The organism is uncultured Roseicyclus sp., from assembly GCF_937892565.1.
Taxonomy (GTDB): Bacteria; Pseudomonadota; Alphaproteobacteria; order Rhodobacterales; family Rhodobacteraceae; genus Roseicyclus.
Genome location: NZ_CALAHQ010000073.1, coordinates 47,791 through 73,462 on the forward strand (window position 1 = coordinate 47,791; position 25,672 = coordinate 73,462).

General features: G+C 63.6%; 27 protein-coding genes. 20 read left to right on the forward strand and 7 right to left on the reverse strand.

Annotated features, from left to right (window positions below):
- The first annotated feature begins 45 nt into the window (after nucleotides 1-45).
- On the forward strand, nucleotides 46-504 hold the full coding sequence (gene mlaD / locus Q0094_RS10415; RefSeq protein ID WP_297618896.1) for an outer membrane lipid asymmetry maintenance protein MlaD: 459 nt from the start codon (nucleotides 46-48) through the stop codon (nucleotides 502-504).
- Nucleotides 504-1,076 (forward strand): DUF2155 domain-containing protein, encoded by a 573-nt coding sequence (locus Q0094_RS10420; RefSeq protein WP_297618899.1) that lies wholly within the window; start codon nucleotides 504-506, stop codon nucleotides 1,074-1,076. Before mlaD ends, Q0094_RS10420 begins: the two co-directional genes overlap by 1 nt.
- A gap of 6 nt (nucleotides 1,077-1,082) precedes the next feature.
- Here the strand turns inward: Q0094_RS10420 and aat are convergent, their stop codons facing one another.
- From aat to accB, 3 genes are all read right to left on the reverse strand, one after another.
- Complete coding sequence (gene aat, locus Q0094_RS10425) at nucleotides 1,083-1,724, reverse strand: leucyl/phenylalanyl-tRNA--protein transferase (RefSeq protein WP_297618902.1); 642 nt, start codon at nucleotides 1,722-1,724, stop codon at nucleotides 1,083-1,085.
- A gap of 151 nt (nucleotides 1,725-1,875) precedes the next feature.
- Entirely contained in the window at nucleotides 1,876-3,222 is a 1,347-nt protein-coding gene (accC, locus tag Q0094_RS10430; protein ID WP_297618905.1) for an acetyl-CoA carboxylase biotin carboxylase subunit, read from the reverse strand.
- A gap of 12 nt (nucleotides 3,223-3,234) precedes the next feature.
- On the reverse strand, nucleotides 3,235-3,732 hold the full coding sequence (accB, locus tag Q0094_RS10435; protein WP_297618908.1) for an acetyl-CoA carboxylase biotin carboxyl carrier protein: 498 nt from the start codon (nucleotides 3,730-3,732) through the stop codon (nucleotides 3,235-3,237).
- A 309-nt stretch (nucleotides 3,733-4,041) separates the two neighbouring features.
- Between accB and Q0094_RS10440 the strand changes: the two genes are divergently transcribed.
- The gene (locus Q0094_RS10440) at nucleotides 4,042-5,376 is read left to right on the forward strand and encodes an NAD(P)-dependent oxidoreductase (protein ID WP_297618911.1); all 1,335 of its coding nucleotides are present in this window, start codon (nucleotides 4,042-4,044) and stop codon (nucleotides 5,374-5,376) included.
- A gap of 80 nt (nucleotides 5,377-5,456) precedes the next feature.
- Nucleotides 5,457-6,761, forward strand: coding sequence for an NAD-dependent dihydropyrimidine dehydrogenase subunit PreA (gene preA / locus Q0094_RS10445; protein WP_297618915.1), 1,305 nt, complete (start codon nucleotides 5,457-5,459; stop codon nucleotides 6,759-6,761).
- A gap of 108 nt (nucleotides 6,762-6,869) precedes the next feature.
- Here the strand turns inward: preA and Q0094_RS10450 are convergent, their stop codons facing one another.
- Nucleotides 6,870-7,481 (reverse strand): TetR family transcriptional regulator C-terminal domain-containing protein, encoded by a 612-nt coding sequence (locus Q0094_RS10450; RefSeq protein ID WP_297618918.1) that lies wholly within the window; start codon nucleotides 7,479-7,481, stop codon nucleotides 6,870-6,872.
- A gap of 243 nt (nucleotides 7,482-7,724) precedes the next feature.
- Between Q0094_RS10450 and Q0094_RS10455 the strand changes: the two genes are divergently transcribed.
- The 9 genes from Q0094_RS10455 to Q0094_RS10495 all read left to right on the forward strand — a co-directional run bounded on the left by Q0094_RS10455 (nucleotide 7,725) and on the right by Q0094_RS10495 (nucleotide 16,285).
- Complete coding sequence (locus Q0094_RS10455; RefSeq protein WP_297618921.1) at nucleotides 7,725-9,056, forward strand: aspartate aminotransferase family protein; 1,332 nt, start codon at nucleotides 7,725-7,727, stop codon at nucleotides 9,054-9,056.
- Nucleotides 9,057-9,094: 38 nt separating this feature from the next.
- The gene (locus Q0094_RS10460) at nucleotides 9,095-10,345 is read left to right on the forward strand and encodes a Zn-dependent hydrolase (protein ID WP_297618924.1); all 1,251 of its coding nucleotides are present in this window, start codon (nucleotides 9,095-9,097) and stop codon (nucleotides 10,343-10,345) included.
- Nucleotides 10,342-10,596 carry a hypothetical protein gene (locus Q0094_RS10465; protein WP_297618927.1) on the forward strand — a complete coding sequence of 85 codons (255 nt, stop codon included), beginning with the start codon at nucleotides 10,342-10,344 and terminating at the stop codon, nucleotides 10,594-10,596. Before Q0094_RS10460 ends, Q0094_RS10465 begins: the two co-directional genes overlap by 4 nt.
- A gap of 26 nt (nucleotides 10,597-10,622) precedes the next feature.
- The gene (gene hydA / locus Q0094_RS10470) at nucleotides 10,623-12,077 is read left to right on the forward strand and encodes a dihydropyrimidinase (protein ID WP_297618929.1); all 1,455 of its coding nucleotides are present in this window, start codon (nucleotides 10,623-10,625) and stop codon (nucleotides 12,075-12,077) included.
- Nucleotides 12,077-12,892: an ABC transporter ATP-binding protein gene (locus Q0094_RS10475; protein ID WP_297618932.1), complete on the forward strand. Its 816-nt coding sequence runs from the start codon at nucleotides 12,077-12,079 to the stop codon at nucleotides 12,890-12,892. Before hydA ends, Q0094_RS10475 begins: the two co-directional genes overlap by 1 nt.
- A gap of 9 nt (nucleotides 12,893-12,901) precedes the next feature.
- Nucleotides 12,902-13,237, forward strand: a complete 336-nt coding sequence (locus tag Q0094_RS10480; RefSeq protein WP_297618935.1) for a hypothetical protein — start codon at nucleotides 12,902-12,904, stop codon at nucleotides 13,235-13,237.
- A 2-nt stretch (nucleotides 13,238-13,239) separates the two neighbouring features.
- Nucleotides 13,240-14,223 carry an ABC transporter permease gene (locus Q0094_RS10485; protein WP_297618938.1) on the forward strand — a complete coding sequence of 328 codons (984 nt, stop codon included), beginning with the start codon at nucleotides 13,240-13,242 and terminating at the stop codon, nucleotides 14,221-14,223.
- Nucleotides 14,224-14,425: 202 nt separating this feature from the next.
- A complete protein-coding gene (locus Q0094_RS10490) occupies nucleotides 14,426-15,265 on the forward strand; it encodes an ABC transporter permease (protein WP_297619096.1) in 840 nt (279 codons plus the stop codon).
- 36 nt (nucleotides 15,266-15,301) lie between these two features.
- On the forward strand, nucleotides 15,302-16,285 hold the full coding sequence (locus Q0094_RS10495) for an ABC transporter substrate-binding protein (RefSeq protein ID WP_297618941.1): 984 nt from the start codon (nucleotides 15,302-15,304) through the stop codon (nucleotides 16,283-16,285).
- Nucleotides 16,286-16,341: 56 nt separating this feature from the next.
- Here the strand turns inward: Q0094_RS10495 and Q0094_RS10500 are convergent, their stop codons facing one another.
- Entirely contained in the window at nucleotides 16,342-16,644 is a 303-nt protein-coding gene (locus Q0094_RS10500) for a hypothetical protein (RefSeq protein ID WP_297618943.1), read from the reverse strand.
- Between the two features lie 233 nt (nucleotides 16,645-16,877).
- On the opposite strand from Q0094_RS10500, the gene Q0094_RS10505 reads away from it, so the two are divergent.
- From Q0094_RS10505 to Q0094_RS10530, 6 genes are all read left to right on the forward strand, one after another.
- The gene (locus Q0094_RS10505; protein WP_297618946.1) at nucleotides 16,878-18,209 is read left to right on the forward strand and encodes a helix-turn-helix transcriptional regulator; all 1,332 of its coding nucleotides are present in this window, start codon (nucleotides 16,878-16,880) and stop codon (nucleotides 18,207-18,209) included.
- A gap of 153 nt (nucleotides 18,210-18,362) precedes the next feature.
- Entirely contained in the window at nucleotides 18,363-19,778 is a 1,416-nt protein-coding gene (gene tcuA, locus Q0094_RS10510; RefSeq protein ID WP_297618949.1) for an FAD-dependent tricarballylate dehydrogenase TcuA, read from the forward strand.
- Nucleotides 19,765-20,886 carry a tricarballylate utilization 4Fe-4S protein TcuB gene (gene tcuB / locus Q0094_RS10515; RefSeq protein WP_297618952.1) on the forward strand — a complete coding sequence of 374 codons (1,122 nt, stop codon included), beginning with the start codon at nucleotides 19,765-19,767 and terminating at the stop codon, nucleotides 20,884-20,886. The genes tcuA and tcuB overlap by 14 nt, the downstream gene beginning before the upstream one ends.
- Nucleotides 20,883-21,842: a D-2-hydroxyacid dehydrogenase family protein gene (locus Q0094_RS10520; protein ID WP_297618955.1), complete on the forward strand. Its 960-nt coding sequence runs from the start codon at nucleotides 20,883-20,885 to the stop codon at nucleotides 21,840-21,842. The genes tcuB and Q0094_RS10520 overlap by 4 nt, the downstream gene beginning before the upstream one ends.
- A 94-nt stretch (nucleotides 21,843-21,936) precedes the next feature.
- Nucleotides 21,937-22,530 (forward strand): isocitrate lyase/phosphoenolpyruvate mutase family protein, encoded by a 594-nt coding sequence (locus Q0094_RS10525; protein WP_297618958.1) that lies wholly within the window; start codon nucleotides 21,937-21,939, stop codon nucleotides 22,528-22,530.
- Nucleotides 22,527-23,570 (forward strand): AbrB family transcriptional regulator, encoded by a 1,044-nt coding sequence (locus tag Q0094_RS10530; RefSeq protein WP_297618961.1) that lies wholly within the window; start codon nucleotides 22,527-22,529, stop codon nucleotides 23,568-23,570. The genes Q0094_RS10525 and Q0094_RS10530 overlap by 4 nt, the downstream gene beginning before the upstream one ends.
- Here Q0094_RS10530 and Q0094_RS10535 read toward each other — a convergent pair.
- The gene (locus Q0094_RS10535) at nucleotides 23,530-23,889 is read right to left on the reverse strand and encodes a PrpF domain-containing protein (RefSeq protein WP_297618964.1); all 360 of its coding nucleotides are present in this window, start codon (nucleotides 23,887-23,889) and stop codon (nucleotides 23,530-23,532) included. The genes Q0094_RS10530 and Q0094_RS10535 overlap by 41 nt on opposite strands.
- 80 nt (nucleotides 23,890-23,969) lie before the next feature.
- Here Q0094_RS10535 and Q0094_RS14495 point away from each other — a divergent pair, with 80 nt between their 5' ends.
- Entirely contained in the window at nucleotides 23,970-24,302 is a 333-nt protein-coding gene (locus Q0094_RS14495) for an FCD domain-containing protein (protein ID WP_366940268.1), read from the forward strand.
- Here the strand turns inward: Q0094_RS14495 and Q0094_RS10540 are convergent.
- Entirely contained in the window at nucleotides 24,215-25,615 is a 1,401-nt protein-coding gene (locus tag Q0094_RS10540; RefSeq protein WP_297618967.1) for an MmgE/PrpD family protein, read from the reverse strand. The two genes, Q0094_RS14495 and Q0094_RS10540, sit on opposite strands and share 88 nt — an antisense overlap.
- Nucleotides 25,616-25,672 lie beyond the last annotated feature (57 nt).

Here is a 25,672-nt window from a genome sequence, read left to right on the forward strand (position 1 = left end):
GCCGGTCTTGGCGCCATAAGGTAATGATGACGGGGGGCAATCGCCATGTCCACGCGGGATAACAGCATCACCGAGGTTCTTGTTGGCGCCGCCGTTCTGGCTGTGGCGACCGGGTTTTTCTTTTATGCCGCCAGCAGCTCCGGCAGCGGCCCGTCGGGGGGCACCTATCCCATGGCTGCATCCTTCCGCAGCGCCGAAGGCATCGCGGTCGGCACCGAGGTGCGGCTGGCCGGGGTGCGTGTGGGAACGGTAACCGCCATGACGCTTGATCCGATGACCTTTCGTGCCGAAACGACCTTTAGCCTGCGCGAAGACATCTTGTTGCCCGATGACAGCGCCATCACCATCGCCTCCGAAGGTCTGTTGGGCGGCAGTTTTGTCGAAATCATTCCGGGGGGCTCACCCTTCAACTACGCCCCCGGCGACCGGATCACCGACACGCAAAGCTCGGTCAGCCTTGTGACGCTTTTGATGCGCTTTGTGACGGGGGATGGGTCTGAGTGATGCGCAGCACGCTTGCGGCGCTGGTGGCGGGCGTGGCGCTGTGCGCATCGCCCGCGCTGGCCCAGCAGTTCGACAATTACAGCGATGGTCCGATCCCGGGCTTTCAGCTTCCGCCCGGTGGCCTTGCCGGGTCCAATCCGGCGGCGCCGGGTCAGGACGGCGCCCCCCCCCAAGGCGGCTTGTTCCCGTTGACCCAGCCCCCGACGGGACAAGGCGACGGGGCGACGACCATCTTGCCCGGCACATCTGCGCCCATCGCGTCGATCAGCCAGCCCACGACCGCGCAAGCCAATCGCGTCACCCTGCGCGCGCTTGACCGGATGCTGGGCCAGCCCACCGATGTGGAAATGGTCGTGGGTGATACGGTGATTTACGGGCGCATTGCCATCCGCGTGCTTGAATGCCGCTTTCCCAGCGATGATCCCGCATCCGATGCCTATGCGCATCTGGAAATTCTGGATCTGCCGGGCAACCGCCTGTTTGATGGCTGGATGATCGCCTCATCGCCTGCGCTCAATGCGCTGGAGCATCCGCGCTATGATGTCTGGGTGCTGCGCTGTTTCGCTGAGTGAGCGCCATCACGCGCCTTGTGGGGCCGTGTCACGGTCGATGGCAAAGAAATCCGCAGGCGAGGTGACGGCAAGCTGCAATTGCCGCCGGTATTCGGCGCGCGGAATTTCGATTGCCCCAAGGCTTTGAAGATGTTCGGTGGTGAATTGCGTGTCAAACAACTGAAATCCACCCGCCCTGAGCCGGGCAATCAGATGGGTCAGGGCGATCTTTGATCCGTCCGTGCGGCGCGAGAACATCGATTCCCCAAAATAGGCCGCCCCCAGCACCACGCCGAACACGCCCCCCGCCAGCGCCCCGTCCATCCAGACCTCGACCGAATGGGCATGCCCCTGAGCATGCAACGACAGGTAGGTGCCGAAGATTTCGCTGTTGATCCATGTTTCCGGGCGATCGGCACATGCGGCGATGATACCCGGAAAGTCGCGGTTGACCGTGATCTCGAAACCGCCCTGCGCCAGTCTGCGCCTGAGCGTGCGCGAGATATGGAACGCATCAAGCGGAAACACCCCCCGCCGTTGCGGGTCGACCCAGAAAATACCCGGCTGATCCGCGCCGTCCGACATCGGGAAAATGCCGGCCGCGTAAGCCCTTATCATCAGTTCCGGGGACAGCACCGGGCGAACCGGGCTGAGCATGTCATGCGCCATGCAAGGCGATATAGGGCGCGGTCCCGGAAAATCCTGTGGAAAACGAAAAAGAGCTGCGGGCGGCAAACCACCCCCCAATTCCACCGCGCCATGCCCCTGCGGCAACGCGGGGATGGCGGCCGGGTCGATGGGTGCGCCCGGACGCTGGGTATCAGCCGAAATTCTCGGCAAGCCAGCCCTCGAGCCAATGGATCGTGTACTCGCCCGATTGCACGGCCGGTTCGGCCAGCAGGGCATTGAACAGGGGAATGGTCGTGTCGATCCCGTCGATGATCAATTCGCCCAAGGCCCGGTGCAGGCGCGCCAGCGCCTCGGGCCGGTCGCGGCCATGCACGATCAGCTTGCCGATCAGGCTGTCGTAATAAGGCGGGATGCGGTAGCCGTCATAGATGGCACTGTCCATCCGCACACCCAGGCCCCCCGGCGCGTGATACTGGCTGATCCGCCCCGGGCTGGGCGAGAAATTCGGCAGCTTCTCGGCGTTGATGCGCACTTCGATCGCATGCCCGTTCACCTTGAGATCTTCTTGATGGAACGACATCGGCAGACCGGATGCCACGCGGATCTGTTCGCGCACCAGATCGACGCCGAAAATCGCCTCGGTGACGGGGTGTTCGACCTGAAGGCGGGTGTTCATCTCGATGAAGAAGAATTCACCATCTTCGTAGAGAAACTCGATCGTGCCCGCGCCTTCATAGCCCAGATCGCCCACCGCCTGTGCGCAGGTGGCGCCGATGCGTTCGCGGGTCGCCGCGTCGATGGCGGGGCCGGGGGCTTCTTCGAAGACCTTCTGATGGCGCCTCTGCAGCGAGCAATCGCGCTCGCCCAGATGCACGGCGCGGCCCCGGCCATCGCCGAAGACCTGCACCTCGATATGGCGGGGGCGCCCGAGGTATTTCTCGATATAGACCTCGTCATTGCCAAACGCGGCCTTTGCCTCGGACCGTGCGGTGCGAAAGGCGGTCTCCATGTCCGCCTGCGACCGCGCCAGCTTCATGCCGCGCCCACCACCGCCTGCCGTGGCCTTGACGATCACCGGGTAGCCCGCACTGCGCCCGACCTCATAGGCGGCATCCAGCGTCGGCACGCCACCCTCCGAGCCCGGCACGCAAGGCACGCCCAGTTTCTTCATCGTGTCCTTGGCGGTGATCTTGTCGCCCATCAGACGGATATGTTCCGCCGACGGGCCGATGAACTTGATCCCATGGTCTTCGATGGCCTGCACGAAGCTGGCGTTTTCGCTCAGAAAACCATAGCCGGGATGGATCGCTTCGGCGCCGGTGATCTCGCAGGCCGAAATGATGGCGGCCATCGACAGATAGGATTGCGTGCTGGGGGGCGGCCCGATGCAGATCGCCTCATCGGCCATGCGCACATGCATCGCGTCGCTGTCGGCGGTGGAATGCACCGCAACGGTCGCAACCCCCATCTCGCGCGCGGCCCGGATGACGCGCAGAGCGATCTCGCCGCGGTTGGCGATGAGGATTTTCTTGAACATGGGGTGCCCCGTCTACTCGATGATCATCAGCGGCGCGCCGTATTCGACGGGTGCGCCATCCTCGACGAGGATGCGTTTCACAGTGCCCGCGCGCGGTGCGGGGATCTGGTTCATCGTCTTCATCGCTTCCACGATCAGAAGCGTCTGGCCCTCGGTCACGCGGTCGCCGACCGACACAAAGGCTTTGGTGCCGGGTTCTGCCTGAAGATAGACAGTGCCAACCATGGGTGAGGTCACGGCGCCCGGCGCCTGTGCGGGATCCTCGATCACGGAGGGCGCGGGGGCGGGGGCGGCCGGGGCCGCCATCGGCTGTGCGCTGGGCGCAGCCAGCATCTGGACCGGGGCCGCCACCATCTGCATCTGGCGCGCAACGCGCACATTCAGCCAATCATGCTCGCCGTATTCGCGCTTCACATGCAGCTCGCTCAGGTCGTTCTTGCGCAAAAGCTCGGCCAAAGCCTCGATAAAGGCCACGTCATTGGCGCGCGTGGCATCGGTCTTGTCGCTCATGTCTGTCCTCGCAAACCGGGGCCGCATTGCGGCTGGCCCTTAACCCTCACCCGGCCCCGTGCGAAGGTCCGGCTGCTGGTCGCGTATAGCGCAGCCTTTGCCCGGGGAAAACCCGGTCCGTCAACTTGGGCACAGGCTTTTGTGCCGACGCAAGGCCGGGCTGTGCCTGATTTTTCGGCAAAGCGCGACCTTGGGGCGAAAAATCTGTGGGCTTCAGCGGTGACGAATAAATTTACCGTTTGATAAAAAATCGAACCCGTGACACCCTTTGCCTCACACGCAGCCATTCGCTCGCAGGGAGATCTGCCGATGACGAACAGCCCCTTTACCCCCGGCATCGCGCCCGCGCGGCTTGATGCAGACGCCCTGCAGGCCAATTTCGCCGATCTGCATGCCCCGCTCGATGCCCATGAGGCGCTGGTGGCTGCGGACCGGTGCTATTTTTGCCATGATGCCCCTTGTATCACGGCATGCCCCACCACCATCGACATTCCCCTGTTCATTCGTCAGATCGCCACAGGCACGCCCGAGGCCGCAGCCAGGACGATTTTCGACCAGAATATCCTCGGCGGCATGTGCGCGCGGGTCTGCCCCACCGAAACCCTGTGCGAACAGGCCTGCGTGCGCGAGACCGCCGAGGGCAAGCCCGTCGAAATCGGGCGGCTGCAACGCTATGCCACCGACAGGCTGATGTCGGCGGGCGTGCATCCCTTTACCCGCGCCGCGCCCACGGGCAAGCGCGTGGCGGTTGTGGGGGCGGGTCCGGCGGGTCTGTCTTGCGCCCATCGTCTGGCGCTCAAGGGTCATGATGTCGATCTGTTCGATGCGCGGCCCAAAGGGGGCGGTCTGAACGAATACGGCATCGCCCATTACAAGGCGACCGATGATTATGCGGCGGCCGAACTGGACTGGTTGATGCAGATCGGCGGGATCAGCCTGCATACGGGCCAAGCGCTGGGGCGTGACCTGTCGCTCGAGACGCTTACGGCCGATTATGATGCGGTCTTTCTTGGAATGGGTCTGGCAGGGGTGAATGCGCTGCGCGCCGAGGGTGAAACGCGGGCCGGCGTGACGGACGCGGTCGAATTCATCGCGGATCTGCGGCAAGCGGGCGATTTGTCGGCACTGCCCGTGGGGCGCAATGTGGTGGTGATCGGCGGGGGCATGACCGCCATCGACGCTGCGGTGCAGTCCAAGCTTTTGGGGGCGCAAAGCGTGACGATCCTGTATCGACGCGACCGTTCGGCCATGCCCGCCAGCCGCTATGAGCAAGATCTGGCCGCAGCCAAGGGCGTGCAGATCATCTTCAACGCCCTGCCGATAGCCATCTTGGGCAATGGCGCGGTGACCGGGGTTCGGGTCGAATATACCCGGTCCGAGGGCAAGGCGTTGATCGGCACAGGCGAGACCTTCGAGATACCCGCCGATCAGGTGTTGAAGGCAATTGGTCAGACACTTTCGGGCACGCCGGGCGGTCTTGAGATTGCAGGCGGAAAGATCAAGGTGACCGGTGCAGGGCGCACATCACGCCCCGGCGTCTGGGCGGGCGGCGATTGCGCGGCGGGTGGCGAGGATCTGACGGTGACAGCCGTCGCCGAAGGCCGCGACGCGGCAGAAGACATTCACACAAGCCTGATGGGCTAAAGCGATTATTCGTACGAATAATCGATCACTGCGAATTTTCGTACGAAAATTCGGACAAGCGCATAGGGGAGACCGGAACCATGGCAGACCTTTCCAGCGATTTTCTGGGCATCAGATCGCCCAATCCATTCTGGTTGGCCTCGGCGCCACCGACCGACAAGGCCTATAATGTCGTGCGCGCCTTCAAGGCGGGTTGGGGCGGCGTTGTGTGGAAAACGTTGGGCGAGGCGGGCCCGCCGATCGTGAATGTCAACGGTCCGCGCTATGGCGCGATCTGGGGTGCCGACCGCCGCCTTCTGGGGCTCAACAACATCGAGCTGATCACCGACCGCCCGCTTGAGGTGAATCTGCGGGAGATCAAGGAGGTCAAGCGCGACTGGCCCGATCGCGCGATGATCGTAAGCCTGATGGTGCCTTGCGAAGAGCAGGCGTGGAAAGCGATCCTGCCCTTGGTCGAAGACACCGGCGCGGATGGGATCGAGCTGAATTTCGGTTGCCCGCACGGCATGAGCGAACGGGGCATGGGGGCGGCTGTGGGGCAGGTGCCCGAATACATCGAAATGGTGGCGCGCTGGTGCAAGCAAAACACGCGCATGCCCGTGATCGTCAAGCTGACGCCCAACATCACCGACATCCGCTATCCTGCGCGCGCGGCGAAACGGGGTGGGGCTGATGCCGTCAGTCTGATCAACACGGTATCGTCGATCACCTCGGTCAATCTTGACAGCTTCAGCCCCGAGCCATCGATCGACGGGCGCGGCAGCCATGGCGGCTATTGCGGCCCGGCGGTCAAGCCGATTGCGCTGAACATGGTCGCCGAGATCGCCCGCGACGCCGAAACCCGCGGATTGCCCATTTCGGGCATCGGTGGGGTCACCACATGGCGCGACGCGGCCGAGTATCTGGCGTTGGGTGCAGGCAATGTGCAAGTCTGCACGGCGGCCATGACCTATGGCTTCAAGATTGTGCAAGAAATGATCTCGGGCCTGTCGCAGTATCTTGACAACAAAGAGATGACGCTGAGCGATCTGATCGGGCGCGCGACGCCCAATGTGACGGAATGGCAGTATCTGAACCTCAACTACGTCACCAAGGCGCGCATCGATCAGGATGCCTGCATCCAATGCGGGCGCTGTTATGCCGCCTGCGAAGACACGAGCCATCAGGCGATTTCAATGTCGCCCGACCGGGTGTTTGAGGTGATGGATGATGAATGCGTCGCCTGCAATCTGTGCGTCAATGTCTGCCCAGTGGAAAATTGCATCACGATGGAGCGCATGCCCGCAGGCGCGGTGGACCCGCGCACCGGGGCGGTGGTGTCGGATGACTATGCCAACTGGACGACCCATCCCAACAATCCCGCCGCCCGCCCGGCGGCAGAATGAGGCAAGCGAGTGGGCTGTCTCGGCGCCAGTTTCGCGAAATGACGGGTGCGGGGGGGGCTGTCTGCCCCCCTCACACACAGCCCGAGAGTATTTTTGAAGCAAAGAGGATCAGGGCGCCAGAAGCCGTGTGAACAGGGTATCGAGGAAGCGTTCGGCCTCGGCCATGGGGTCACGGCCTTCGCCCAGAACAGCGCGGATCTGGACATCGAAATCGGCGTAGTGCTGGGTCAACGCCCAGATCGAAAAGATCAGGTGGTGCGGATCGACATCGGCGATGCGGCCGGCCGCAGCCCAACCCCGGATCACCGTGGATTTTTCATCGACCAGCGTCTTGAGATCGGTGGCCAGTGCCGCCTGCATATGGGGCGCGCCCTGGACGATTTCATTGGCAAAAAGGCGTGATTCGCGGGAAAAGTCGCGGCTGAGTTCCAGTTTGCGCCGCATGTAGGCGCGCAATTCCGCGACCGGGTCGCCTTGGGCGTCAAGCGCGCGCAACGGATCAAGCCATGTGTCCATCAACTGGCTGAGCAAGCTGACATGGATCGCTTCCTTGGACGCGAAATAATAGAGCAGATTGGGTTTGGACAGCCCGGCTTGCGCCGCGATCATGTCAAGGGTGGCGCCGCGAAAGCCATGTTGCGAAAACACCTCGAGCGCGGCCTCGAGGATGGTTTCGCGATTTTGTCGCTGGATGCGCGTGCGTGGTTTTTGTTGTCGCATGCGTCTATCTGAGCCTTTGGCCCGTCTTGGCACAAGCCCCGTTTCGGCATATGATGAAACCTTGGGCAAGGGTGTCTGAACGGGCATCATCTGCCTTGTCTTTATGCACGCGCCTATCAGGAAATTCATTGCGGGCCGTTGACTGGCACAGCGCCTCTGCTAGCGTTCGGTTGACCATTTGGTCAAAAACAATCCAGCGGTCCGGCAGCGCGCGCCCGGACCGGCAAGACAGGGAATGCCACCATGGCGCTTGACCGTTCCAACCCCGTGCCGAATGATTTGTCCGCTTTCTGGATGCCCTTCACCGCCAACCGCCAGTTCAAGAAGGCGCCGCGGATGTTGGTGTCGGCGGATCGCATGCATTACCGCACCGCCGATGGGCGCGAGGTGCTTGATGGGGTGGCGGGGCTGTGGTGTTGCAACGCTGGCCACAATCGCCCGAAAATCGTCGAGGCGATCCGCCAGCAGGCCGGTGAGCTGGACTATGCGCCCGCTTTCCAGATGGGCCATCCCAAGGCATTCGAGCTGGCCAACCGCCTGCGCGACATGGCGCCCCAGCCGATGGAGCATGTGTTTTTCACCAACTCCGGATCCGAGGCGGTTGAAACCGCGCTGAAGATCGCCATCGCCTATCAGCGGGCGATCGGCCAGGCCACGCGCACGCGGCTGATCGGGCGCGAGCGCGGCTATCACGGGGTGAATTTCGGGGGTATCTCGGTCGGCGGCATCGTCAACAACCGCAAATTCTTTGGCACGCTGCTGAACGGGGTCGATCACCTGCCCCATACCCATCAGCCTGCCTTGAACGCCTTTAGCCGGGGTGAGCCCGAGCATGGCGCCAATCTGGCCGATGAGCTTGAGCGCATCGTGGCGCTGCATGGCCCGGAAACGGTCGCGGCCGTGATCGTGGAACCCGTGGCGGGGTCCACTGGCGTGCTGATCCCACCCAAGGGCTATCTCAAGCGGTTGCGCGAGCTGACGCGCAAGCATGGCATCTTGCTGATTTTCGACGAGGTGATCACAGGCTTTGGCCGCCTGGGCGCGCCTTTTGCCGCCGATTACTTCGATGTCATGCCCGACATGATCACCTGCGCCAAGGGTCTGACCAATGGCGTGATCCCGATGGGGGCGGTTCTGGCCACCAAGGAAATCCACGACGCCTTCATGCAGGGGCCCGAGCATGTGATCGAGCTGTTCCACGGCTACACCTATTCCGGCAATCCCATTGCCTCGGCCGCCGGTCTGGCCACGCTGGAGACCTATCGCGAAGAAGGTTTGTTCGAACGTGCCGCCGAGATTGCGCCCTATTGGGAGGATGCGGTCCACAGCCTCAAGGGGTTGCCGCATGTCATCGACATCCGCAATCTGGGCCTGATCGCAGGGGTCGAGCTTGAGCCCATCGCGGGCGAGCCGACCCGGCGTGCCTTCAGTGCGTTTCTTGATGCCTATGAGCATAATGTGATGATCCGCACCACAGGCGACATCATTGCCATGTCGCCACCGTTGATCATCGAGAAATCGCATATCGACACGCTGATCGGCACGGTGGCGGACGTCCTCAAGCGTCTGCAGTGACCACGGCCCATAATACCCTGATCTGAAAGGCACATCCCATGGCCGCGCCCGGCGAGAACATGACCATCAACGGCGAGCGGCTGTGGGATTCGCTCATGGACATGGCCAAGATCGGCCCCGGCATCGCGGGTGGCAACAACCGCCAGACGCTGACCGACGAAGATGCCCAAGGGCGCGCAGTTTTTCAGACGTGGTGCGTGGCGGCGGGCATGACCATGGGCGTGGACCAGATGGGCAACATGTTCGCCCGCCGCGAAGGTACCGACCCCGATGCGGCCCCGGTCTATATGGGCAGCCATCTTGATACCCAGCCCACCGGCGGCAAATATGACGGGGTGCTGGGGGTCTTGGGCGGGCTGGAGGTGATCCGCACGCTCAACGACCTCAAGATCAAGACGCGCCACCCCATCGTCGTGGTGAACTGGACCAACGAAGAGGGCACACGCTTTGCGCCCGCGATGCTGGCCTCGGGTGTCTTTGCCGGGCGGCACACGCAGGATTGGGCCTATGATCGTGTCGATGCCCAGGGCAAGCGCTTTGGTGATGAACTGGAACGCATCGGCTGGAAAGGCAGCGAGCCGGTCGGTCACCGGCCGATGAAGGCGTTTTTCGAGCTGCACATCGAACAGGGCCCGATCCTTGAGGCCGAGGGCAAGCAGATCGGCGTTGTCACCCATGGTCAGGGGTTGCGCTGGATCGAATGCACCATCACCGGCACCGAAAGCCATACGGGATCCACGCCGATGGCGATGCGGCGCAATGCGGGGCGGGGTTTGGCGCTGATCACCGAGCTGGTGCATGAGATCGCGATGAAGACCCAGCCCGGCGCCGTGGGCGCGATCGGGCATATCGATGTCTATCCCAATTCGCGCAACATCATTCCGGGCAAGGTCGTCTGCACCGTCGATTTCCGCAGCCATGTCTTGGACAAGCTCAACGCCATGGTGGCAGAGCTGATGGCGCGCGCGCCCGCGATCTGTGCCGATATCGGCGTGACCTTCGCGGCGCAGATCGTGGGCCAGTTCGATCCGCCCGCTTTTGACGTGGGCTGCGTGAATGCCATCCGGGGGGCGGCCGAGCGGCTGGGATACAGCCATATGGATATCGTCTCGGGTGCCGGTCACGATGCGTGCTGGATCAACGATGTGGCACCCACGGCCATGGTCATGTGCCCCTGTGTCGGCGGGCTCAGCCATAACGAGGCCGAAGAGATCAGTGCCCAATGGGCCGCGGCGGGTGCGAATGTCTTGTTTCACGCGGTGGTCGAGACGGCGGAGATCGTCGAATGAGCCCCCTGCGTGGCGCCAGTGTCGTTGCGGTCTTGATGCTGTCGGCCTGCATGCCGCCCCCCGAGGGCGAGGTCGAACAGATCAGCGAGGCGGTCCGCGCGCTTGCTGCCCCCGGTCAGAATCTGACGCAGGTCCGCATCGAAAGCGATGGCTGTTACTGGTACCGTTACGACGGGCCGGTCGAGACGACCTTTTTGCCGCTTTTGACGCGCGATGACCGCATGATCTGTGCGCGCACGCCGTCAAGCTGATCCATACGAAACCGGGGGATGATACGATGAGCACGGTGATCAAGGGGGGCACGATCGTCACGGCCGATCTGTCCTATGTGGCTGATCTGCGGATCGAGGATGGGCGCATCACCGAGATCGGCCCCGATCTCAAGGGTGATACGGTTCTTGACGCGTCGGGCTGCTATGTCATGCCCGGCGGGATCGACCCGCACACCCATCTGGAAATGCCCTTCATGGGCACCTATTCCGCCGATGATTTCGAGAGCGGCACGCGCGCGGCGCTGTCGGGGGGCACCACCATGGTGGTTGATTTCGCCCTGCCCAGCCCCGGTCAGGGTCTGCTTGATGCGCTCAAGATGTGGGACAACAAGGCGGGCCGGGCCAATTGCGATTATTCCTATCACATGGCGGTCACATGGTGGAGCGAGCAGGTCTTTGACGAGATGAAGACCGTGATCGAGGATCGCGGGATCAATACCTTCAAGCATTTCATGGCCTACAAGGGCGCGCTCATGGTCAATGATGATGAGCTGTTCGCGTCTTTCAACCGCTTGGCGGAACTGGGCGGCATCGCGATGGTTCATGCCGAGAACGGTGATGTGGTGGCCGAACTGACCGCAAGGCTTTTGGCGCAAGGCAATACCGGCCCCGAGGCGCATGCCTATTCCCGCCCCGCGCAGGTCGAGGGCGAGGCCACCAACCGCGCCATCATGATCGCCGACATGGCGGGCGTGCCGCTTTATGTCGTCCATGTCTCGTCCGAGGATGCCCATGAGGCGATCCGGCGGGCCCGCGCGCTTGGCAAGCGGGTCTGGGGCGAGCCCTTGATCCAGCACCTGACGCTCGATGAAAGCGAATACTTCCACCCCGATTGGGACCATGCCGCGCGCCGCGTGATGAGCCCACCGTTTCGCGACAAGAAACACCAGGACAGCCTGTGGGCGGGGCTGATGTCGGGTTCGCTGTCGGTCGTGGCGACCGATCATTGCGCGTTCACCACCGAACAGAAGCGCTTTGGCATCGGCGATTTCTCGAAAATCCCCAATGGCACCGGCGGGCTTGAGGATCGCATGCCGATGCTGTGGACCCATGGGGTGGCCACGGGGCGGATCACAGCCAATGAATTTGTGGCGATCACCTCGACCAACATCGCCAAGATCCTGAATTGCTATCCCAAAAAGGGCGCGATCCTGGTGGGCGCGGATGCCGATATCGTGGTCTGGGATCCGGCCAAGGAAAAGACCATTGCCGCCAGCGCGCAGCAATCGGCAATCGATTACAACGTGTTCGAGGGCCACAAGGTCAAGGGCCTGCCGCGCTTTACGCTGACGCGGGGCCATGTGGCGGTTCATGACGGTGAAATCCGTACCCGCGAAGGGCATGGTCAATTCGTCAAGCGCCCCGGCAATGGCACCGTCAACCGCGCGCTGAGCACATGGAAGGACTTGACCGCGCCCCGCCCGGTGGCGCGCGCGGGCATTCCCGCGACGGGGGTGTGATGACGCAGACCGCCGTTGCCGCGACCACCGAAGCCTCTGCCCCGGTGATCGCGGCCCAGAACCTTGACCTGACGTTTCAAACCAATGATGGGCCGGTCCATGCGCTGAAAGATGTGAACCTGACCATCGGCAAGGGTGAATTCGTCAGCTTCATCGGGCCGTCGGGTTGTGGCAAGACCACACTGTTGCGCGTCATCGCGGCGCTCGAGCATCCGACAAGCGGCACGATCACCGTCAACGGCATCACACCCGATCAGGCGCGCCAGAACCGCGCCTATGGCTATGTGTTTCAGGCGGCCGGGCTTTATCCGTGGCGCAGCATCGAAAAGAACATCGCGCTGCCGCTTGAGATCATGGGGTTCGACCGCGCCGAGCAGGAAAAGCGCGTGAAGAATGTTTTGCAACTTGTTGATCTTGATGGGTTTGGCAAGAAATTTCCATGGCAGCTTTCCGGCGGCATGCAGCAACGCGCCTCGATCGCCCGGGCGCTGGCCTTTGATGCCGATATCTTGCTGATGGACGAACCTTTCGGCGCGCTCGACGAGATCGTGCGCGATCACCTGAACGAGCAGCTCTTGCAGCTTTGGGCGCGGACACAAAAGACCATCTGTTTCGTGACCCATTCGATCCCGGAAGCCGTTTACCTGTCGACGAAAATCGTCGTCATGTCCCCCCGTCCGGGGCGCATCACCGATATCATCGAAAGCGACCTGCCAAGGCAACGCCCGCTCGATATCCGCGACACGCCCCAGTTTCTGGCCATCGCCCATCGTGTCCGCGAAGGGCTGCGCGCGGGGCATGCCTATGAGGATTGAGGCCGAGCCATGAGCGCAAGTCTGACCCTCTGGCTTGGCGGCGCGATGCTGGTCTTTCTGACGGCCAGCGCGACACTGCGCCATTACGTCGACACGTCCAAGCTCTGGGTGCTGCTGATCGCGCTTTGCCTTTATACTCTGGGCAACCTGATGATGGTGCGGCTGATGCGGGAAAGCGGGATGGCGGTGGCGATCTCGGTGTCTGCCGTGTTGCAACTGGTGCTGGCAAGCGCCGTGGGTATGGCCGTCTTTGGCGAACGCCCGACCGCCTTGCAGGGCGCGGGGCTGGCCCTGGGTGTGGTGGCGGTGGCGTTGATCATCTGGCCGGCGCGGTGGCAAGGATGAGCATGGCGGTCACTGACAGGCCGACCCGCACGGCCGGTGCGCTGGCGGCAATGGCGCGTGCGGTCGTGCCGGTTCTCAGTGTCGTTCTGGCCATCATCGCGATCTGGTATGGTGCCAGCGTGATGATGAACCGCGCCTGGACGCTGGACCAGATCCAGCGCCAGAACCTTGAGATGACGCCGTCACAGATCATCGCCGACGCCATGACCCAGGAACGCCCTGTCTTGCCGCCCCCCCATCAGGTCGCCGCCGAAATCTGGAACACCACCGTGGGCGAGCCTGTCATGCGCGAACGGCGCGGCCAGATGCAGGGCAATCCGCGCAACCTGATCTTTCACGCCTATCACACGCTCTGGCCCACGATCCTTGGGTTCATGATCGGGACGGGGTTGGGCATCTTGCTGGCCATCGGCATCGTGCACAGCCGCGCCATGGATCTCAGCGTGATGCCCTGGGCGATTGCCAGCCAGACCATCCCGATCCTGGCCATCGCGCCGATCATTGTTGTGGTGGTGGCAAACCTGCCTGTGCTCAACACTGCGGTCGATCAGGGCTGGATCAGCGACGATACCAAGCTTCTGGTGCCCAAGGCACTGATTTCGGCCTATCTCAGTTTCTTTCCGGTCGTCGTCGGCATGGTGGCGGGCCTGCGCAGCCCCAACGCGATGGATCTGGATTTGATGCGGACCTATTCCGCCAGCCGAGCCCAGATGTTGTGGAAGCTGCGGCTGCCTGCGTCGGTGCCGTTCTTGTTCACCTCGCTCAAGGTGTCGATCGCGGCGGCGCTTGTGGGCACGATCGTGGCGGAATTGCCGACGGGGGCGCGCTTTGGCCTTGGGGCGCGCTTGCTGACGGGCAGCTATTACGGCCAGACGATCCAGATCTGGTCGGCGTTGTTCATGGCCGCGATCTGTGCGGCGGCGCTGGTGATGATTCTGGGGGCGCTGGAAAAGATCGTCTTGCGACGGATGGGGGTACGGCCATGAGCGCTGCCGTGCGCCAGATGCGGGAAACCCTGGGGTTTCCCGAGCGAAAAACCCGGGTTTTTCGCCCCGTTTTCCGCAAGGAAAACATCTTTGAAAACGTGCGCTTTCCGGTCGTGGGGGCGCCATGCGGTCGATGAACATGCCGTCATGGGGCTTGCCGGCACTGGGGGCTGTCCTGATTGTGCTGGCCGCAACCAGCGACATGCGTCTGGCGCTGATCCTGGCGGTCTGGTTCGGCGCCTGGGCGCTCAATGCGGCATTGGCGACCCGTCGTGCCGGGGCGGGGTTGCGTTTGATCGTGCCCTTGATCTTTGGGGTCACGCTCTTGGTTCTGTGGGAAATGGCGGTGCAACTCTACCAGATCAGTTTCGTGATCCTGCCCGCGCCATCCGCCATCTGGGCGCGACTGATCACCGAGACTGCGACGCTTTGGGCGGATTTTCAGCAGACGATCCTGAAGGGGGCGCTTGCGGGCTATGTCATGGGCTGCGGGGCAGCCTTTGTGATCGCTCTGGCGGTCGATCGCTCCCCCTTTTTGCAGCGCGGGCTTTTGCCGGTGGGCAATTTCATCGCGGCCTTGCCGATTGTCGGCACGGCGCCGATCTTTGTGATGTGGTTCGGCTTTGGCTGGCAGTCGAAATCGGCGGTGGTGGTGGCAATGGTGTTCTTTCCGATGCTGGTCAATTGCGTCCAAGGCCTCAAGGCATCCGACGCCATGCAGCGCGACCTGATGCGCACCTATGCGGCAAGTTATGGCCAGACGCTCCTGAAGCTGCGCTTGCCTACCGCGCTGCCCTTCATCTTCAACGGGTTGAAAATCTGCACGACGCTTGCGCTGATCGGGGCGATTGTTGCTGAATTTTTCGGCTCTCCCACGGTTGGAATGGGCTTTCGCATCAAGATCGAGATGGGGCGGCTGGCCATGGACATGGTCTGGGCCGAGATTGCGGTCGCCGCTATGGCTGGATCGCTGTTTTTTGGAATTGTGGCGCTGATCGAGCGGCAATTGACCTTCTGGCACCCGGCGCAAAGACGGGGCTGAAGCACTGAGACGATGGTTCAACCTGGAGGGAAGACAATGAAAAGAACACTGATCCCGGCGCTTGCGCTGGGCATGGCCGCAAGCGCGGCACAGGCGCAAGACGAGGTGACGCTGCAGTTGCAGTGGGTCACACAAGCACAGTTCGCTGGCTATTACGTGGCGCTCGAGAATGGCTTTTACGAGGAAGAGGGTCTGAATGTGACCATTCTGCCCGGTGGCCCCGACATCGCACCGCCGCAGGTCCTGGCGGGTGGCGGTGCGGATGCGATGCTCAACTGGATGCCCTCGGCGCTCGCTGCGCGCGAGCGGGGATTGCCGGTGGTCAATATCGCCCAGCCCTTCGTGCGGTCGGGTCTGCAGCTGACCTGCTGGAAGGACAGTGGCATCGCCGCGCCCGCCGATCTGGCCGGCCATACCGTCGCGCACTGGTTTTTCGGCAATGAATACCCCTTCATGGGGTGGATGAACCAGCTGGGCATCCCGGTCGATGGCTCCGCCAATGGTGTGACCTTGCTTCAGGCGGGCTTTAACGTCGATCCCTTGTTGCAGCGTCAGGCCGATTGCATCTCGACCATGACCTACAATGAATACTGGCAGATCATCGATGCGGGTGTGTCGCCCGAAGAACTGGTGACCTTCCGCTATTCCGATTACGGCATGGATACGCTCGAAGACGGCATCTATGTGCTGGAAGAAAACCTCAATGATCCCGCGTTTTTCGACAAGATGACCCGCTTTGTGCGCGCCTCGATGAAGGGCTGGGCATGGGCGGCGGAAAACCCCGATGCGGCGGCGATGATCGTGCTGGATAACGACGAGACCGGCGCGCAGACCGAAACCCATCAAAAGCGGATGATGGGCGAGATCGCGCTTTTGGTCGAAGGTGGCGACGGACGGCTGGACGAAGCCTCCTATGCGCGGACCGTCCGGACGCTTCTGGAAGGTGGCGATGCGGTCATCACGGCCGAGCCTTCCGGCGCATGGACGCATGCCGTGACGGATGCGGCGCTCGCCAACTGAGCGTGCCGCCACGCAAACAGACGACAGCCCCGGGGTGATCCCGGGGCTGTTGCCATTTAACGTCTCTGGTCAAGCTGGGCGGGGCTGGGCGCTTGCGGCTGTGCCTCGAAGCGGGCCACGGGTGTTACAGGATCGTCCAGACGATCGAAATCGCCGACATGTCGGGTGTTGAGCGGCGGAATACCCAAGCCCTTGAGCGGGGCAGGATCGCGAGGGGGCGCAGGCCATGGATCGCCGCCAGTCTGGCGGGTGGATGCGATGGCTGTGACCGCCGCGCGCCCCAATTCTGGCTTTGTCGGCGCGGCCTCGGCCACGGACGCCGTGCCGTGTGGGGCGACGCCCGCATTCGGCACGCTCACGGAATAGGAAACAGGACCGACCAAATCGCAGCCTCCGATCTTCAGACCCCCACCATGGCTTGAGCATGAACAAAAACCGTCAACCACACCAGTGGATCGCTAAAATCGGCTGTATTTTCTGAACCGCCCTGTCGCGCACATGCGAGATACGTCGCGTGTAAAGCGCAAGATAACCCATTCTTTGTGTGTCTTTTTCCTGTTAAGCTTTTGTCAAAGCAGCCCAGAGGTGTCTGATGGCCCCGATCTCTCCCTTTGCGCGGCGGGCGCAATTGACTGGCAACCGTATCCGTGAACGGCGGTTGGTCTTGGGCCTGAAGCAAGCCGCTTTGGCCGATGCGGTGGGGATTTCGGCCTCCTATCTCAATCTGATCGAACACAACCGCCGCCGGATCGGGGGCAAGCTGTTGTTGGCCTTGGCCCGCGCGTTGATGGTGGAGCCCGCGCAGCTGAGCGAAGGGGCGGATGCGACGCTTTATGATGCGTTGCAAAGCGCGGCCCGCGATCAGCCTGCGGGCTATGGTGCAGTGCCCGAAACCGACCGTATCGATGAAATGGCGGGGCGCTTTCCCGGTTGGGTGGCGCTTATCGCGGAACAGCAAAAGCGCATCGCCGCGCTTGAGGCGCTGGTCGAAGGGCTGCGCGACCGGATCGGGCATGATCCGGTCTTGGCGGAATCGATGCATGAGGTGCTGTCGACCGTGGCTGCCATCCGATCGACCGCCGATATTCTGGTGCGCGAACCCGATCTGGATGCGGTCTGGCGCGGCCGGTTTCACCGCAACCTGCACGAAGAGGCCGAGCGCCTGTCAACGCGCGCCACCGCACTCATCCGGCATTTCGAACCCGAAGCCGCCGGGGCCAGTGAGCGCGGCGCCTCCACCCCGATCGAAAGCGTCGAGGCGATGTTCGAGGCGTCTGACCATCATTTCCCCGAGATCGAGGTGCATGGACAGGCCGCGATTGCCACCGTTCTGGCGCGGACACCCGGCATGGAAGACCCCGCCACCCGCGCCTTGGGCGAGCGGTGGTTGCTGGCCTATGCGGCCGATGCGGCGCGGCTGCCTTTGCCGGTGATGCGCCCCGCCGCCGAGGCGGCACGATATGATCCGGCGATCTTGCTGGGGTTGGGGCAGGGCGATGTGGCCTTGGTCCTGCGCCGTTTGGCCACGCTGCCGCGTCATGAGGGTCTGGGCGATGGCCCGCCCGCTTATGGGCTGGCGGTCTGTGACGGATCGGGGGCGTTGATTTTCCGCCGTCGCTTGACCGCGTTTTCGATTCCGCGCTTTGGGGCGGGCTGCCCGCTTTGGCCGCTTTATCGTGCGCTGGGCCGACCCGGTCAGCCCGAAGCGGCACTGATCGAGATGCCGCAAGGCGCGCTGTTCCGGGCTTGGGCCGTCAGCCAGCCCGCGGGCCAGACGGGGTTTGGCGAAGCCCCGGTGATGCAAGCCGTCATGCTGGTCACGCCGGTTCCCGCGGGTCCGGCAAGCGCCCCCCGTCCGTCTGCCATAGCGGCCGGGCCGGGATGCCATCTGTGCGCGCGCACGGGCTGCCCCGCCCGGCGCTGAATGGTCCGGCCTGTTGGATGACGGGCGCTTGACCCGTCCGTATCCGCATGTATACAGCCGTATAAACGGATGCAAGTTGCGCTGGGCACCACGCATGGTGCCGGGCCCTGAGCCCGGTTTTCAACGCCCCGCCAAGGGCCAGGATCAAATGACATGACCGCGCCGACAGACCAGAACCTTGCCGATCTGAGCGTTGATGTGCTTGTGATCGGCGGGGGCAATGCCGCGCTGTGCGCCGCGATCGAGGCGCGCCGTCAGGGGGCCTCGGTTCTGGTGGTCGAAGCCGCATCCAAGGTCTATCGCGGTGGCAACACGCGCCACACCCGCAATCTGCGCTGCGCCCATGATGCGGGCAACGAGATCCTGACCGGGCCATACCCGGAGGATGAGTTCTGGGATGATCTGATGCGCGTGACGGGCGGTGAGACCGACCCGGAACTGGCGCGGCTGACCATCGCTCAGTCCAAAGAGCTGTGGGATTGGATGACCGGCGCCGGTGTGCGGTTCCAGCAGCCCTTGGGCGGCACGCTGAACCTTGGGCGCACCAATGCGTTTTTTCTGGGCGGTGGGCGCGCGATGCTGAACGCGCTTTATGACAGCGCCGAAAAGATGGGTGTGGCGTTTCGCTATGACACCGCCGCCACCGCGCTCGATATCGAGGACGGGTTTTTCAAGACCGCCCGGATCCAAGGCCCCGACGGGCCGCAGGTGGTCCGTGCCCGCGCATTGGTCACGGCGGCGGGCGGGTTCGAGGCCAACATCGAATGGCTTACGGAATACTGGGGCGAACGGGCCAGGAATTTCCTGATCCGCGGCACGCCCAACAACCGCGGCACGATCCTGCGAATGCTGCTGGATGCGGGGGTGGAACCTGTGGGCGATCCGACGCAATGCCATGCGGTCGCAATCGACGCGCGGTCGCCGCAATTCGACGGCGGCATCGTCACGCGGCTTGATTGCATCATCTTTGGCGTGGTGATCAACAACCGCTGCGAACGCTTTTATGACGAAGGCGAGGATTTCTGGCCCAAGCGCTACGCGATCTGGGGCCGTTTGGTGGCCGATCAACCCGACCAGATCGCGTGGATCGTGTTCGACGAAAAGGCGGTGGGCCGCTTCATGCCCTCGGTCTACCCGGCGATTTCGGCACCCTCGCTTGCGGAATTGGCCGAAAAGCTGGGGCTTGATCCATCGGCCTTAGCCGCCGAGATCGGGCGCTTCAACGCCGCCGTGGTCGATGGTGATTTCAACACCGAAATCCATGATGATTGCCGGACCGAAGGCATCAGCCCGCCCAAATCGCATTGGGCGCGCCGCATCGATAGCGCGCCCTTTCATGCCTATCCGGTCCGCCCCGGCATCACCTTCACGTATCTCGGCACCCGCGTGAACCACGAGGCCCGCGTCTTGATGCAAGGCGGCAGGCCAAGCGCCAATATCTATGCCGCAGGCGAGATCATGGCAGGAAATGTGCTGGGGCGCGGCTATCTGGCGGGCATCGGGATGACAATCGGCGCCGTTTTCGGGCGTCTGGCAGGCAAGGGGGCAGCGCGCCATGTCGGGAACTGAGCTGCAACAAGACGCCGAGCGCCAGATCACGATCTGCAACGCCTGCCGCTACTGCGAGGGGATTTGCGCGGTCTTCCCCGCGCTGCAAATGCAGCGGAGTTTCGTGGCAGGCGATATCGATTACTTTGCCAATCTGTGCCATGATTGCGGCGCCTGCTATCATGATTGCCAGTTTTCGCCGCCCCATGAATTTGCCATCAACCTGCCCAAGACACTGGCGGGTGTGCGGCAAGAAAGCTATGGCCGCTATGCATGGCCCAGCGCACTGGCCCCGGTCTTCGAAAAGAACGGGCTGGTGATTGCTGTGATCGCGGCCTTGTCGGTCACGGGTTTTCTGGCGGGCATGATCGCGTGGAACGCGCCCGGCGCGCTGTTTTCTGCCCATCAATCGCCCCAGGGGTTTTACGCGCTGATGTCGCATGATGCGATGGTGGGGCTGTTTGGGCCGGTCTTTGTGTTCTCGATCTTTGCGATGCTGATGGGGCTGCGCAATTTCTGGCGCGATGCCAATGCGGTGCGCATGGTCGCGGGACCTGCGCCCGCCTCGCTGTGGCAGGCGGTCCGGGATGCGGGATCGTTGCGCTATCTTGATGGCGGCGGGGCGGGCTGTTTCAACGAGGATGACAAGCCCGAAGACAAGCGGCGGCTTTACCACCATCTGACCTTTTACGGCTTCTTGTTGTGCTTTGCCGCCACATCGGTGGGCACGATCTATCATTATGGCTTTGGCCGCGTGGCGCCCTATGCGTGGTGGGATGTGCCGCAGCTTTTGGGCACGCTGGGCGGATTGATGCTGGCCGCTGGCACGGGTGGATTGATGGCCGCCAAAAAGCGCCGCCTGCCCGATCTGGTCGATGAGGGCACGAAAGGCATGGCGATGGCGTTCCTGTTGATGTTGCATCTGACGGCGGTGACGGGGCTTGGCCTGCATATCCTTGGCGGTACGGCTGCGATGGGGCTGTTGCTGGCGCTGCATCTGGGTGTGGTGTTCGCGCTGTTCCTGACCATGCCCTATGGCAAATTCGTGCATGGGCTTTATCGGTTCGCGGCCCTTGTGCGGTTCGCGATGGCCAAGCGGACGGGGCTCAAGACAAGGGTGGTGGCATGAAGATCGCTGTTCTGGACGATTATCTGGGCTATAGCGACCGCTTCGCCGATTGGGGCGATCTGGATGCCGATGTCACGGTGTTCCGCGCGCCCATCCCCGAAGCGGACCTGGCCGCGACGCTTGCCCCCTTTGATGTGCTGTGCGTGATGCGCGAGCGCACGCCCATGCCCGCCGCGCTGATCCATGCCTTGCCCCGACTGAAGTTGATCGTGACGACGGGGATGCGCAACTTGTCGATCGACATGGGTGCGGCGCGCGCGCGGGGCATCACGGTTTGTGGCACTGCCAGCCGGGCGGCGGCCACGGCGCATCTGGCGATGACGCTGATCTTGCTGGCCAGCCGCAATCTGGTGGCCAATCTGGGCGCGGTGGCGCGGGGCGGCTGGCAAGCCGAGGCGGGCCGCGATCTGGAGGGTTTGACCCTTGGCCTGATCGGGCTGGGGCGGCTGGGTGCCGATGTGGCGGCGCTGGCCCGTCCCTTCGGCGTCAAGATGGTGGCATGGAGCCAGAACCTGACCGATGCGCGCGCAGCCGAGGTGGGCGTCAGCCGCGCCGAAAGCCTCGAGGCCGTGTTGGAACAGGCCGATGTGGCCTCGATCCATCTGGTCTTGTCCGAGCGCACCCGCGGTCTGATCGGGGCCGGTCAACTGGCGCGGATGAAGCCCGACGCCTGTCTGGTCAACACCTCGCGCGGGCCGATCATCGACCGCGATGGCTTGCTTGATGCGTTGCGCATGGGGCGGCTGGCCTGTGCCGCGATCGATGTGTTCGACGAAGAACCCCTGCCCGCGGATAGCCCTTGGCGCGATGCCGATCTGATCGGATCAGGGCGGCTGATCTTGACGCCGCATGTGGGCTATGGGGCGCTGGCGACCTATGAGCGGATGTATCGTGAGACCGCGGAAAATGTCGTGGCTTTCGCACGGGGCGCGGCCCTCCGGGTGATCGGCAACTGACGGGGCACGTGACAAGACAGCAGATTGTAGATTGTAGAATGTTGACATTTTGCGCTGCCGCTGGTGTCATGCCCTGCCAAGCGATGGAACGGCGATGGCCAAACCGACCGCCACCCTCAAACAAGCCCTGCAAGCCCGCCGCGCCGTGATCGTGCCGGGGGCGGCGAATATGCGTTTTGGTCTGCCTGATCCGGGGCCGACCACCACCGCCGAAATCGCACAGACCACCGATCTGCCCTTGATCGTCGACATGGATGGGGGCTTTGGCAATCCGCTGAACGCGGTGCGGGGGATCGGGATGCCGGAGCGCGCAGGGGCCGCCACGCTGCAGATCGCGGATCAGGTGTTCCCCGGGAAACACGACCATTCCAACGGCAAGGCGGTGATCCCCGCGCCCGAGATGATCGACAAGATCAACGCCGCCGCCGATACCCGCCGCGATGGCGATCCGCAGATCATCGTGCGCAGCGATGCCCGCGCGATCGAGGGGCTTTCAGCCGCGATCGACCGCGCGCTGCCCGCGCCACAGATTGCCACCATCGTGCCCCATGGCCGCACCCCCGATCCAGGGCGGGTGGCGCTGGGCATCTTGAAACACGACGGCAGCCTTGCGCGTGGTGCGGTATGCGCCAAGGGGGACCGCAGAGGGATCATGGCGCGGGTTTTCGGCGGGACAGGCGCATCATGACCGATGGCGCGCAACGCGCGATCTGGATGCGGCGGCTGTGGACCGCGCTGATCGGGCTGATCGGCACGGCGGTCTTTTGGGGGCTGTCCATGCCGCTGCCGTTCTTGCTTGGACCATTGGCGGCCTGTCTGATCACCGCGTTGATGGGCGCGCAGCTCAAGGGTGTGCCGACCAACTGGCTGAACGCGGTGCGCACCATCCTTGGGGTGGCGGCCGGCTCGTCCGTGTCGCCCGCGTTGATGGAGCAATTGCCCCAGGCCGTGGCCAGCGCCAGCCTTGTGCCGGTGTTCCTGGCGGTGTCGCTGTTGCTGGGGTATCCGTTCTTTCGCCGTGTCGCGGGCTTTGACAAGCCGACCGCCTATTTCGCCACCGTGCCGGGTGGTTTTGCCGAGATGATCTTGCTGGGCAGCGAAAGGGGCGGCGATGTGCGGGCACTGTCGCTCGTGCATGCGACACGCATCTTGACGCTGGTGTCGCTGTTGCCGTTTCTGATCAGCTTTTATGTCGATGTGGACCTTAGCGCCGCGCCCGGTGTGCCGGTCAAGGATATCCCGCTCAAGGATATCGCCATCCTCGCGGCTTGCGCCTATTTCGGATATGTGGGCGCCAAGCGGATTGGCCTGTTTGGCGCCACGATCCTTGGACCGATGATCTTGTCGGCGGCCGCCAGCCTGTTGGGTCTGATCGAGAACCGCCCACCGACCGAGGCGCTCATTCTGGCGCAATTCGTCATCGGCATGAGCGTGGGGGCGCATTATGTCGGCGTCACCCGCGATGAATTGCGCCGCGTCGTATCAGCCAGCGCCGCCTATGCCTTGATGCTGGCCGCCCTTACGGTGCTGTTTGGCGAGATCATTTATCTGCTGGGGATCAATGATCTCTTGCATGGCATTTTGGCCTTTGCCCCGGGTGGCCAGCCCGAGATGGTGATGCTGGCAATCCTGACCGGGGCCGACATCACCTTTGTGATCTTTCACCATGTCTTGCGGTTGGTGCTGGTCATGAGCCTGACACCGGTGCTGGCGCGGTGGCTGGCCTGATGCGGATCTGGCCGGGGATCAGCACGCGCCCCACGAACTGGCGGCGCGCGCTGCGATAGACCGCGCCATGCACCGCATGCGCCGTTCCGTCCCGGGCGATGCGGACCTCGGCGTCGCCCGTCAAGATCCCCGAGGGTTGGCCCACCCGGATCGGCCCCATGCCCGCGCCGCCGGGCGCACGAAATTCCAACCGGATCGGTGCGGCGCTGCCTGCCACCCCATCAAGGGTGACATCGCCCGTCACCCTGGCGTGCCCGCGTTCGGTCGGGCATTGGCCGATGATGATCCTTGCGGCGTCGGTGGTGTGGATGCACACCATCGCCCCGGCCCCGCGCGGCTGGGCGGGCCCACCATGCAGAGCTTTGAAAGCGCAGGAGTTCCCCCGTCGATGCCGTTCGATTGCCGTCCGTTGGGATCGGACGATCCCATGGCGGCCAGACAGCGCGCGGTCCCTATGATCTGCTGCGGGTTTACCGCTCCAGATCCGCGACCATCGCCGGGCGTGTGCAAGCGGCATTGGCAGGGCATCGGGCGATCGTGGCGGCCTCAAGCGCGCGCGACCCGGTCGCCGCCAAGGGTCGAATGCGCGCCCATATCGCCAACGCTCGCCAGAGCGCGCTGATCGCGCTGGAATGCAGCTTGGATCAGCCCGCGCCCGCCCGGGCGGTGGGGCCTGCCAGCAGTGCCAGCATGGGGCCAAGCGCGGGCGCGGTGTCGAAGCATGCCAACTGATCGAACAGGGCCCCCGACCAATCCGCAGGGCCGATGGCTTCGGCGCAATCGATGAATTTGTCGCGCAAGCCCTCCGTGGTCAGCGGCACAGCGCCCCCAGCGGCCATCAGATCGTCGATGCGGTGTGACAGAACCGCGCCCGCGTGGGTGGTCACGATCACCTCGGCCGCCCATTGGCTGGTGCTATGATCGCCCATCTCAGGATGGGGGCGGGCCGTCAGCTTGGCCAAAAGCGCCGCGATCCCCGGATCGTGGATCGCTGCATCGTCGAAATGCGCCAGCTTCACCGCCCCATCCATGAGCGCGCGCGCGACAAGGTATTGCACCGAGAATTTCGCCTCGAGCGCGGTTTGGGGCCAAGGCGTGTCAGTGTGGGGCAGGCGCCGGGGATGGGGCAGAACGTCGATCCGGGCGATCTGGGCGGCATCAAGCCCGGTTTCCGCCCGCAGGTTCAGCGCGGCGCGGATGGCGGCATGTGCGCTGCCGCAGCACGGGTAGGGTTTGATGGCGATGCCGTCATCTTCCAACTCCAGCGGTGCGGCCCAATCGGCAAAGATGCGGGCCGGGTCATAGGTGCCCGCACCATTGAAGACCTCGAAAAACCCTTGGGGGTGCTCGAACGCGGCCGGGTTGGCGGTAAAGCCCTGCCGCGCCAGTAGGGCCGACAAAAGCCCCGCCCGCGCGCATTGGCCGACATGAAAGGGCTTGGTCATGGTGCCGAAATTGGCCTTGACCCCTGCGGCTTGCGAAACAGCCAGCGCCAGCGCCATGGCAATTTGCGCTTCGCCCAGCCCCATCAGATGCGCACAGGCCGCCGCCGACCCAAAGGTGCCCAGCGTCGCGGTGGGGTGCCAGCCCTTGTCGTAATGGTGGAAATGCACCGCGCGCGCGATACGGATCTCGGTTTCGACGCCCACGGCATAGGCGGTCATCACCGCCGCGCCGCCATGCCCCTCGGCCTCGGCCAGCGCAAAAACCGCGGGCAGGATGGGCGCGGATTGATGGCCGCCAAAGACACTGGAAAAATCATCATAATCAAGCGCATGGGCCGCTGTGCCATTCACCAGCGCAGCATCGAGCATCGATACCCGGCCCCGCCGCCCGATCAGCGTGCACGGCCCCGGCGCATCGGCCACACCCGGCACGGCGCACAGTGTCTCGACACAGTCCATGCCTGCGCCGGCCAGCGCCACGGCGACGGTATCGATCACCCCGATCCGCCCGCGCATCCTGGCCTTGGGCGACAGATCACCGGGGCCAAAGGCATGGATGCGCGCGGCAAGTGCCTGGGCGATCGTGGGGGATTTTGTCATCGGGGCATGTCCGAAGGGCAAAGGGGCTGGCACGTACCCTGGTTCGGGGCGGCAAAG

What these genes read in the sequence shown, in the direction of transcription:
- mlaD (WP_297618896.1), top strand. Translation starts at nt 46, where the DNA reads ATGTCCACGCGGGATAACAGCATCACCGAGGTTCTTGTTGGCGCCGCC.
- Q0094_RS10420 (WP_297618899.1), top strand. Translation starts at nt 504, where the DNA reads ATGCGCAGCACGCTTGCGGCGCTGGTGGCGGGCGTGGCGCTGTGCGCA.
- aat (WP_297618902.1), bottom strand. Translation starts at nt 1,724, where the DNA reads ATGGCGCATGACATGCTCAGCCCGGTTCGCCCGGTGCTGTCCCCGGAA.
- accC (WP_297618905.1), bottom strand. Translation starts at nt 3,222, where the DNA reads ATGTTCAAGAAAATCCTCATCGCCAACCGCGGCGAGATCGCTCTGCGC.
- accB (WP_297618908.1), bottom strand. Translation starts at nt 3,732, where the DNA reads ATGAGCGACAAGACCGATGCCACGCGCGCCAATGACGTGGCCTTTATC.
- Q0094_RS10440 (WP_297618911.1), top strand. Translation starts at nt 4,042, where the DNA reads ATGACGAACAGCCCCTTTACCCCCGGCATCGCGCCCGCGCGGCTTGAT.
- preA (WP_297618915.1), top strand. Translation starts at nt 5,457, where the DNA reads ATGGCAGACCTTTCCAGCGATTTTCTGGGCATCAGATCGCCCAATCCA.
- Q0094_RS10450 (WP_297618918.1), bottom strand. Translation starts at nt 7,481, where the DNA reads ATGCGACAACAAAAACCACGCACGCGCATCCAGCGACAAAATCGCGAA.
- Q0094_RS10455 (WP_297618921.1), top strand. Translation starts at nt 7,725, where the DNA reads ATGGCGCTTGACCGTTCCAACCCCGTGCCGAATGATTTGTCCGCTTTC.
- Q0094_RS10460 (WP_297618924.1), top strand. Translation starts at nt 9,095, where the DNA reads ATGGCCGCGCCCGGCGAGAACATGACCATCAACGGCGAGCGGCTGTGG.
- Q0094_RS10465 (WP_297618927.1), top strand. Translation starts at nt 10,342, where the DNA reads ATGAGCCCCCTGCGTGGCGCCAGTGTCGTTGCGGTCTTGATGCTGTCG.
- hydA (WP_297618929.1), top strand. Translation starts at nt 10,623, where the DNA reads ATGAGCACGGTGATCAAGGGGGGCACGATCGTCACGGCCGATCTGTCC.
- Q0094_RS10475 (WP_297618932.1), top strand. Translation starts at nt 12,077, where the DNA reads ATGACGCAGACCGCCGTTGCCGCGACCACCGAAGCCTCTGCCCCGGTG.
- Q0094_RS10480 (WP_297618935.1), top strand. Translation starts at nt 12,902, where the DNA reads ATGAGCGCAAGTCTGACCCTCTGGCTTGGCGGCGCGATGCTGGTCTTT.
- Q0094_RS10485 (WP_297618938.1), top strand. Translation starts at nt 13,240, where the DNA reads ATGGCGGTCACTGACAGGCCGACCCGCACGGCCGGTGCGCTGGCGGCA.
- Q0094_RS10490 (WP_297619096.1), top strand. Translation starts at nt 14,426, where the DNA reads ATGCGTCTGGCGCTGATCCTGGCGGTCTGGTTCGGCGCCTGGGCGCTC.
- Q0094_RS10495 (WP_297618941.1), top strand. Translation starts at nt 15,302, where the DNA reads ATGAAAAGAACACTGATCCCGGCGCTTGCGCTGGGCATGGCCGCAAGC.
- Q0094_RS10505 (WP_297618946.1), top strand. Translation starts at nt 16,878, where the DNA reads ATGGCCCCGATCTCTCCCTTTGCGCGGCGGGCGCAATTGACTGGCAAC.
- tcuA (WP_297618949.1), top strand. Translation starts at nt 18,363, where the DNA reads ATGACCGCGCCGACAGACCAGAACCTTGCCGATCTGAGCGTTGATGTG.
- tcuB (WP_297618952.1), top strand. Translation starts at nt 19,765, where the DNA reads ATGTCGGGAACTGAGCTGCAACAAGACGCCGAGCGCCAGATCACGATC.
- Q0094_RS10520 (WP_297618955.1), top strand. Translation starts at nt 20,883, where the DNA reads ATGAAGATCGCTGTTCTGGACGATTATCTGGGCTATAGCGACCGCTTC.
- Q0094_RS10525 (WP_297618958.1), top strand. Translation starts at nt 21,937, where the DNA reads ATGGCCAAACCGACCGCCACCCTCAAACAAGCCCTGCAAGCCCGCCGC.
- Q0094_RS10530 (WP_297618961.1), top strand. Translation starts at nt 22,527, where the DNA reads ATGACCGATGGCGCGCAACGCGCGATCTGGATGCGGCGGCTGTGGACC.
- Q0094_RS10535 (WP_297618964.1), bottom strand. Translation starts at nt 23,889, where the DNA reads ATGGTGTGCATCCACACCACCGACGCCGCAAGGATCATCATCGGCCAA.
- Q0094_RS10540 (WP_297618967.1), bottom strand. Translation starts at nt 25,615, where the DNA reads ATGACAAAATCCCCCACGATCGCCCAGGCACTTGCCGCGCGCATCCAT.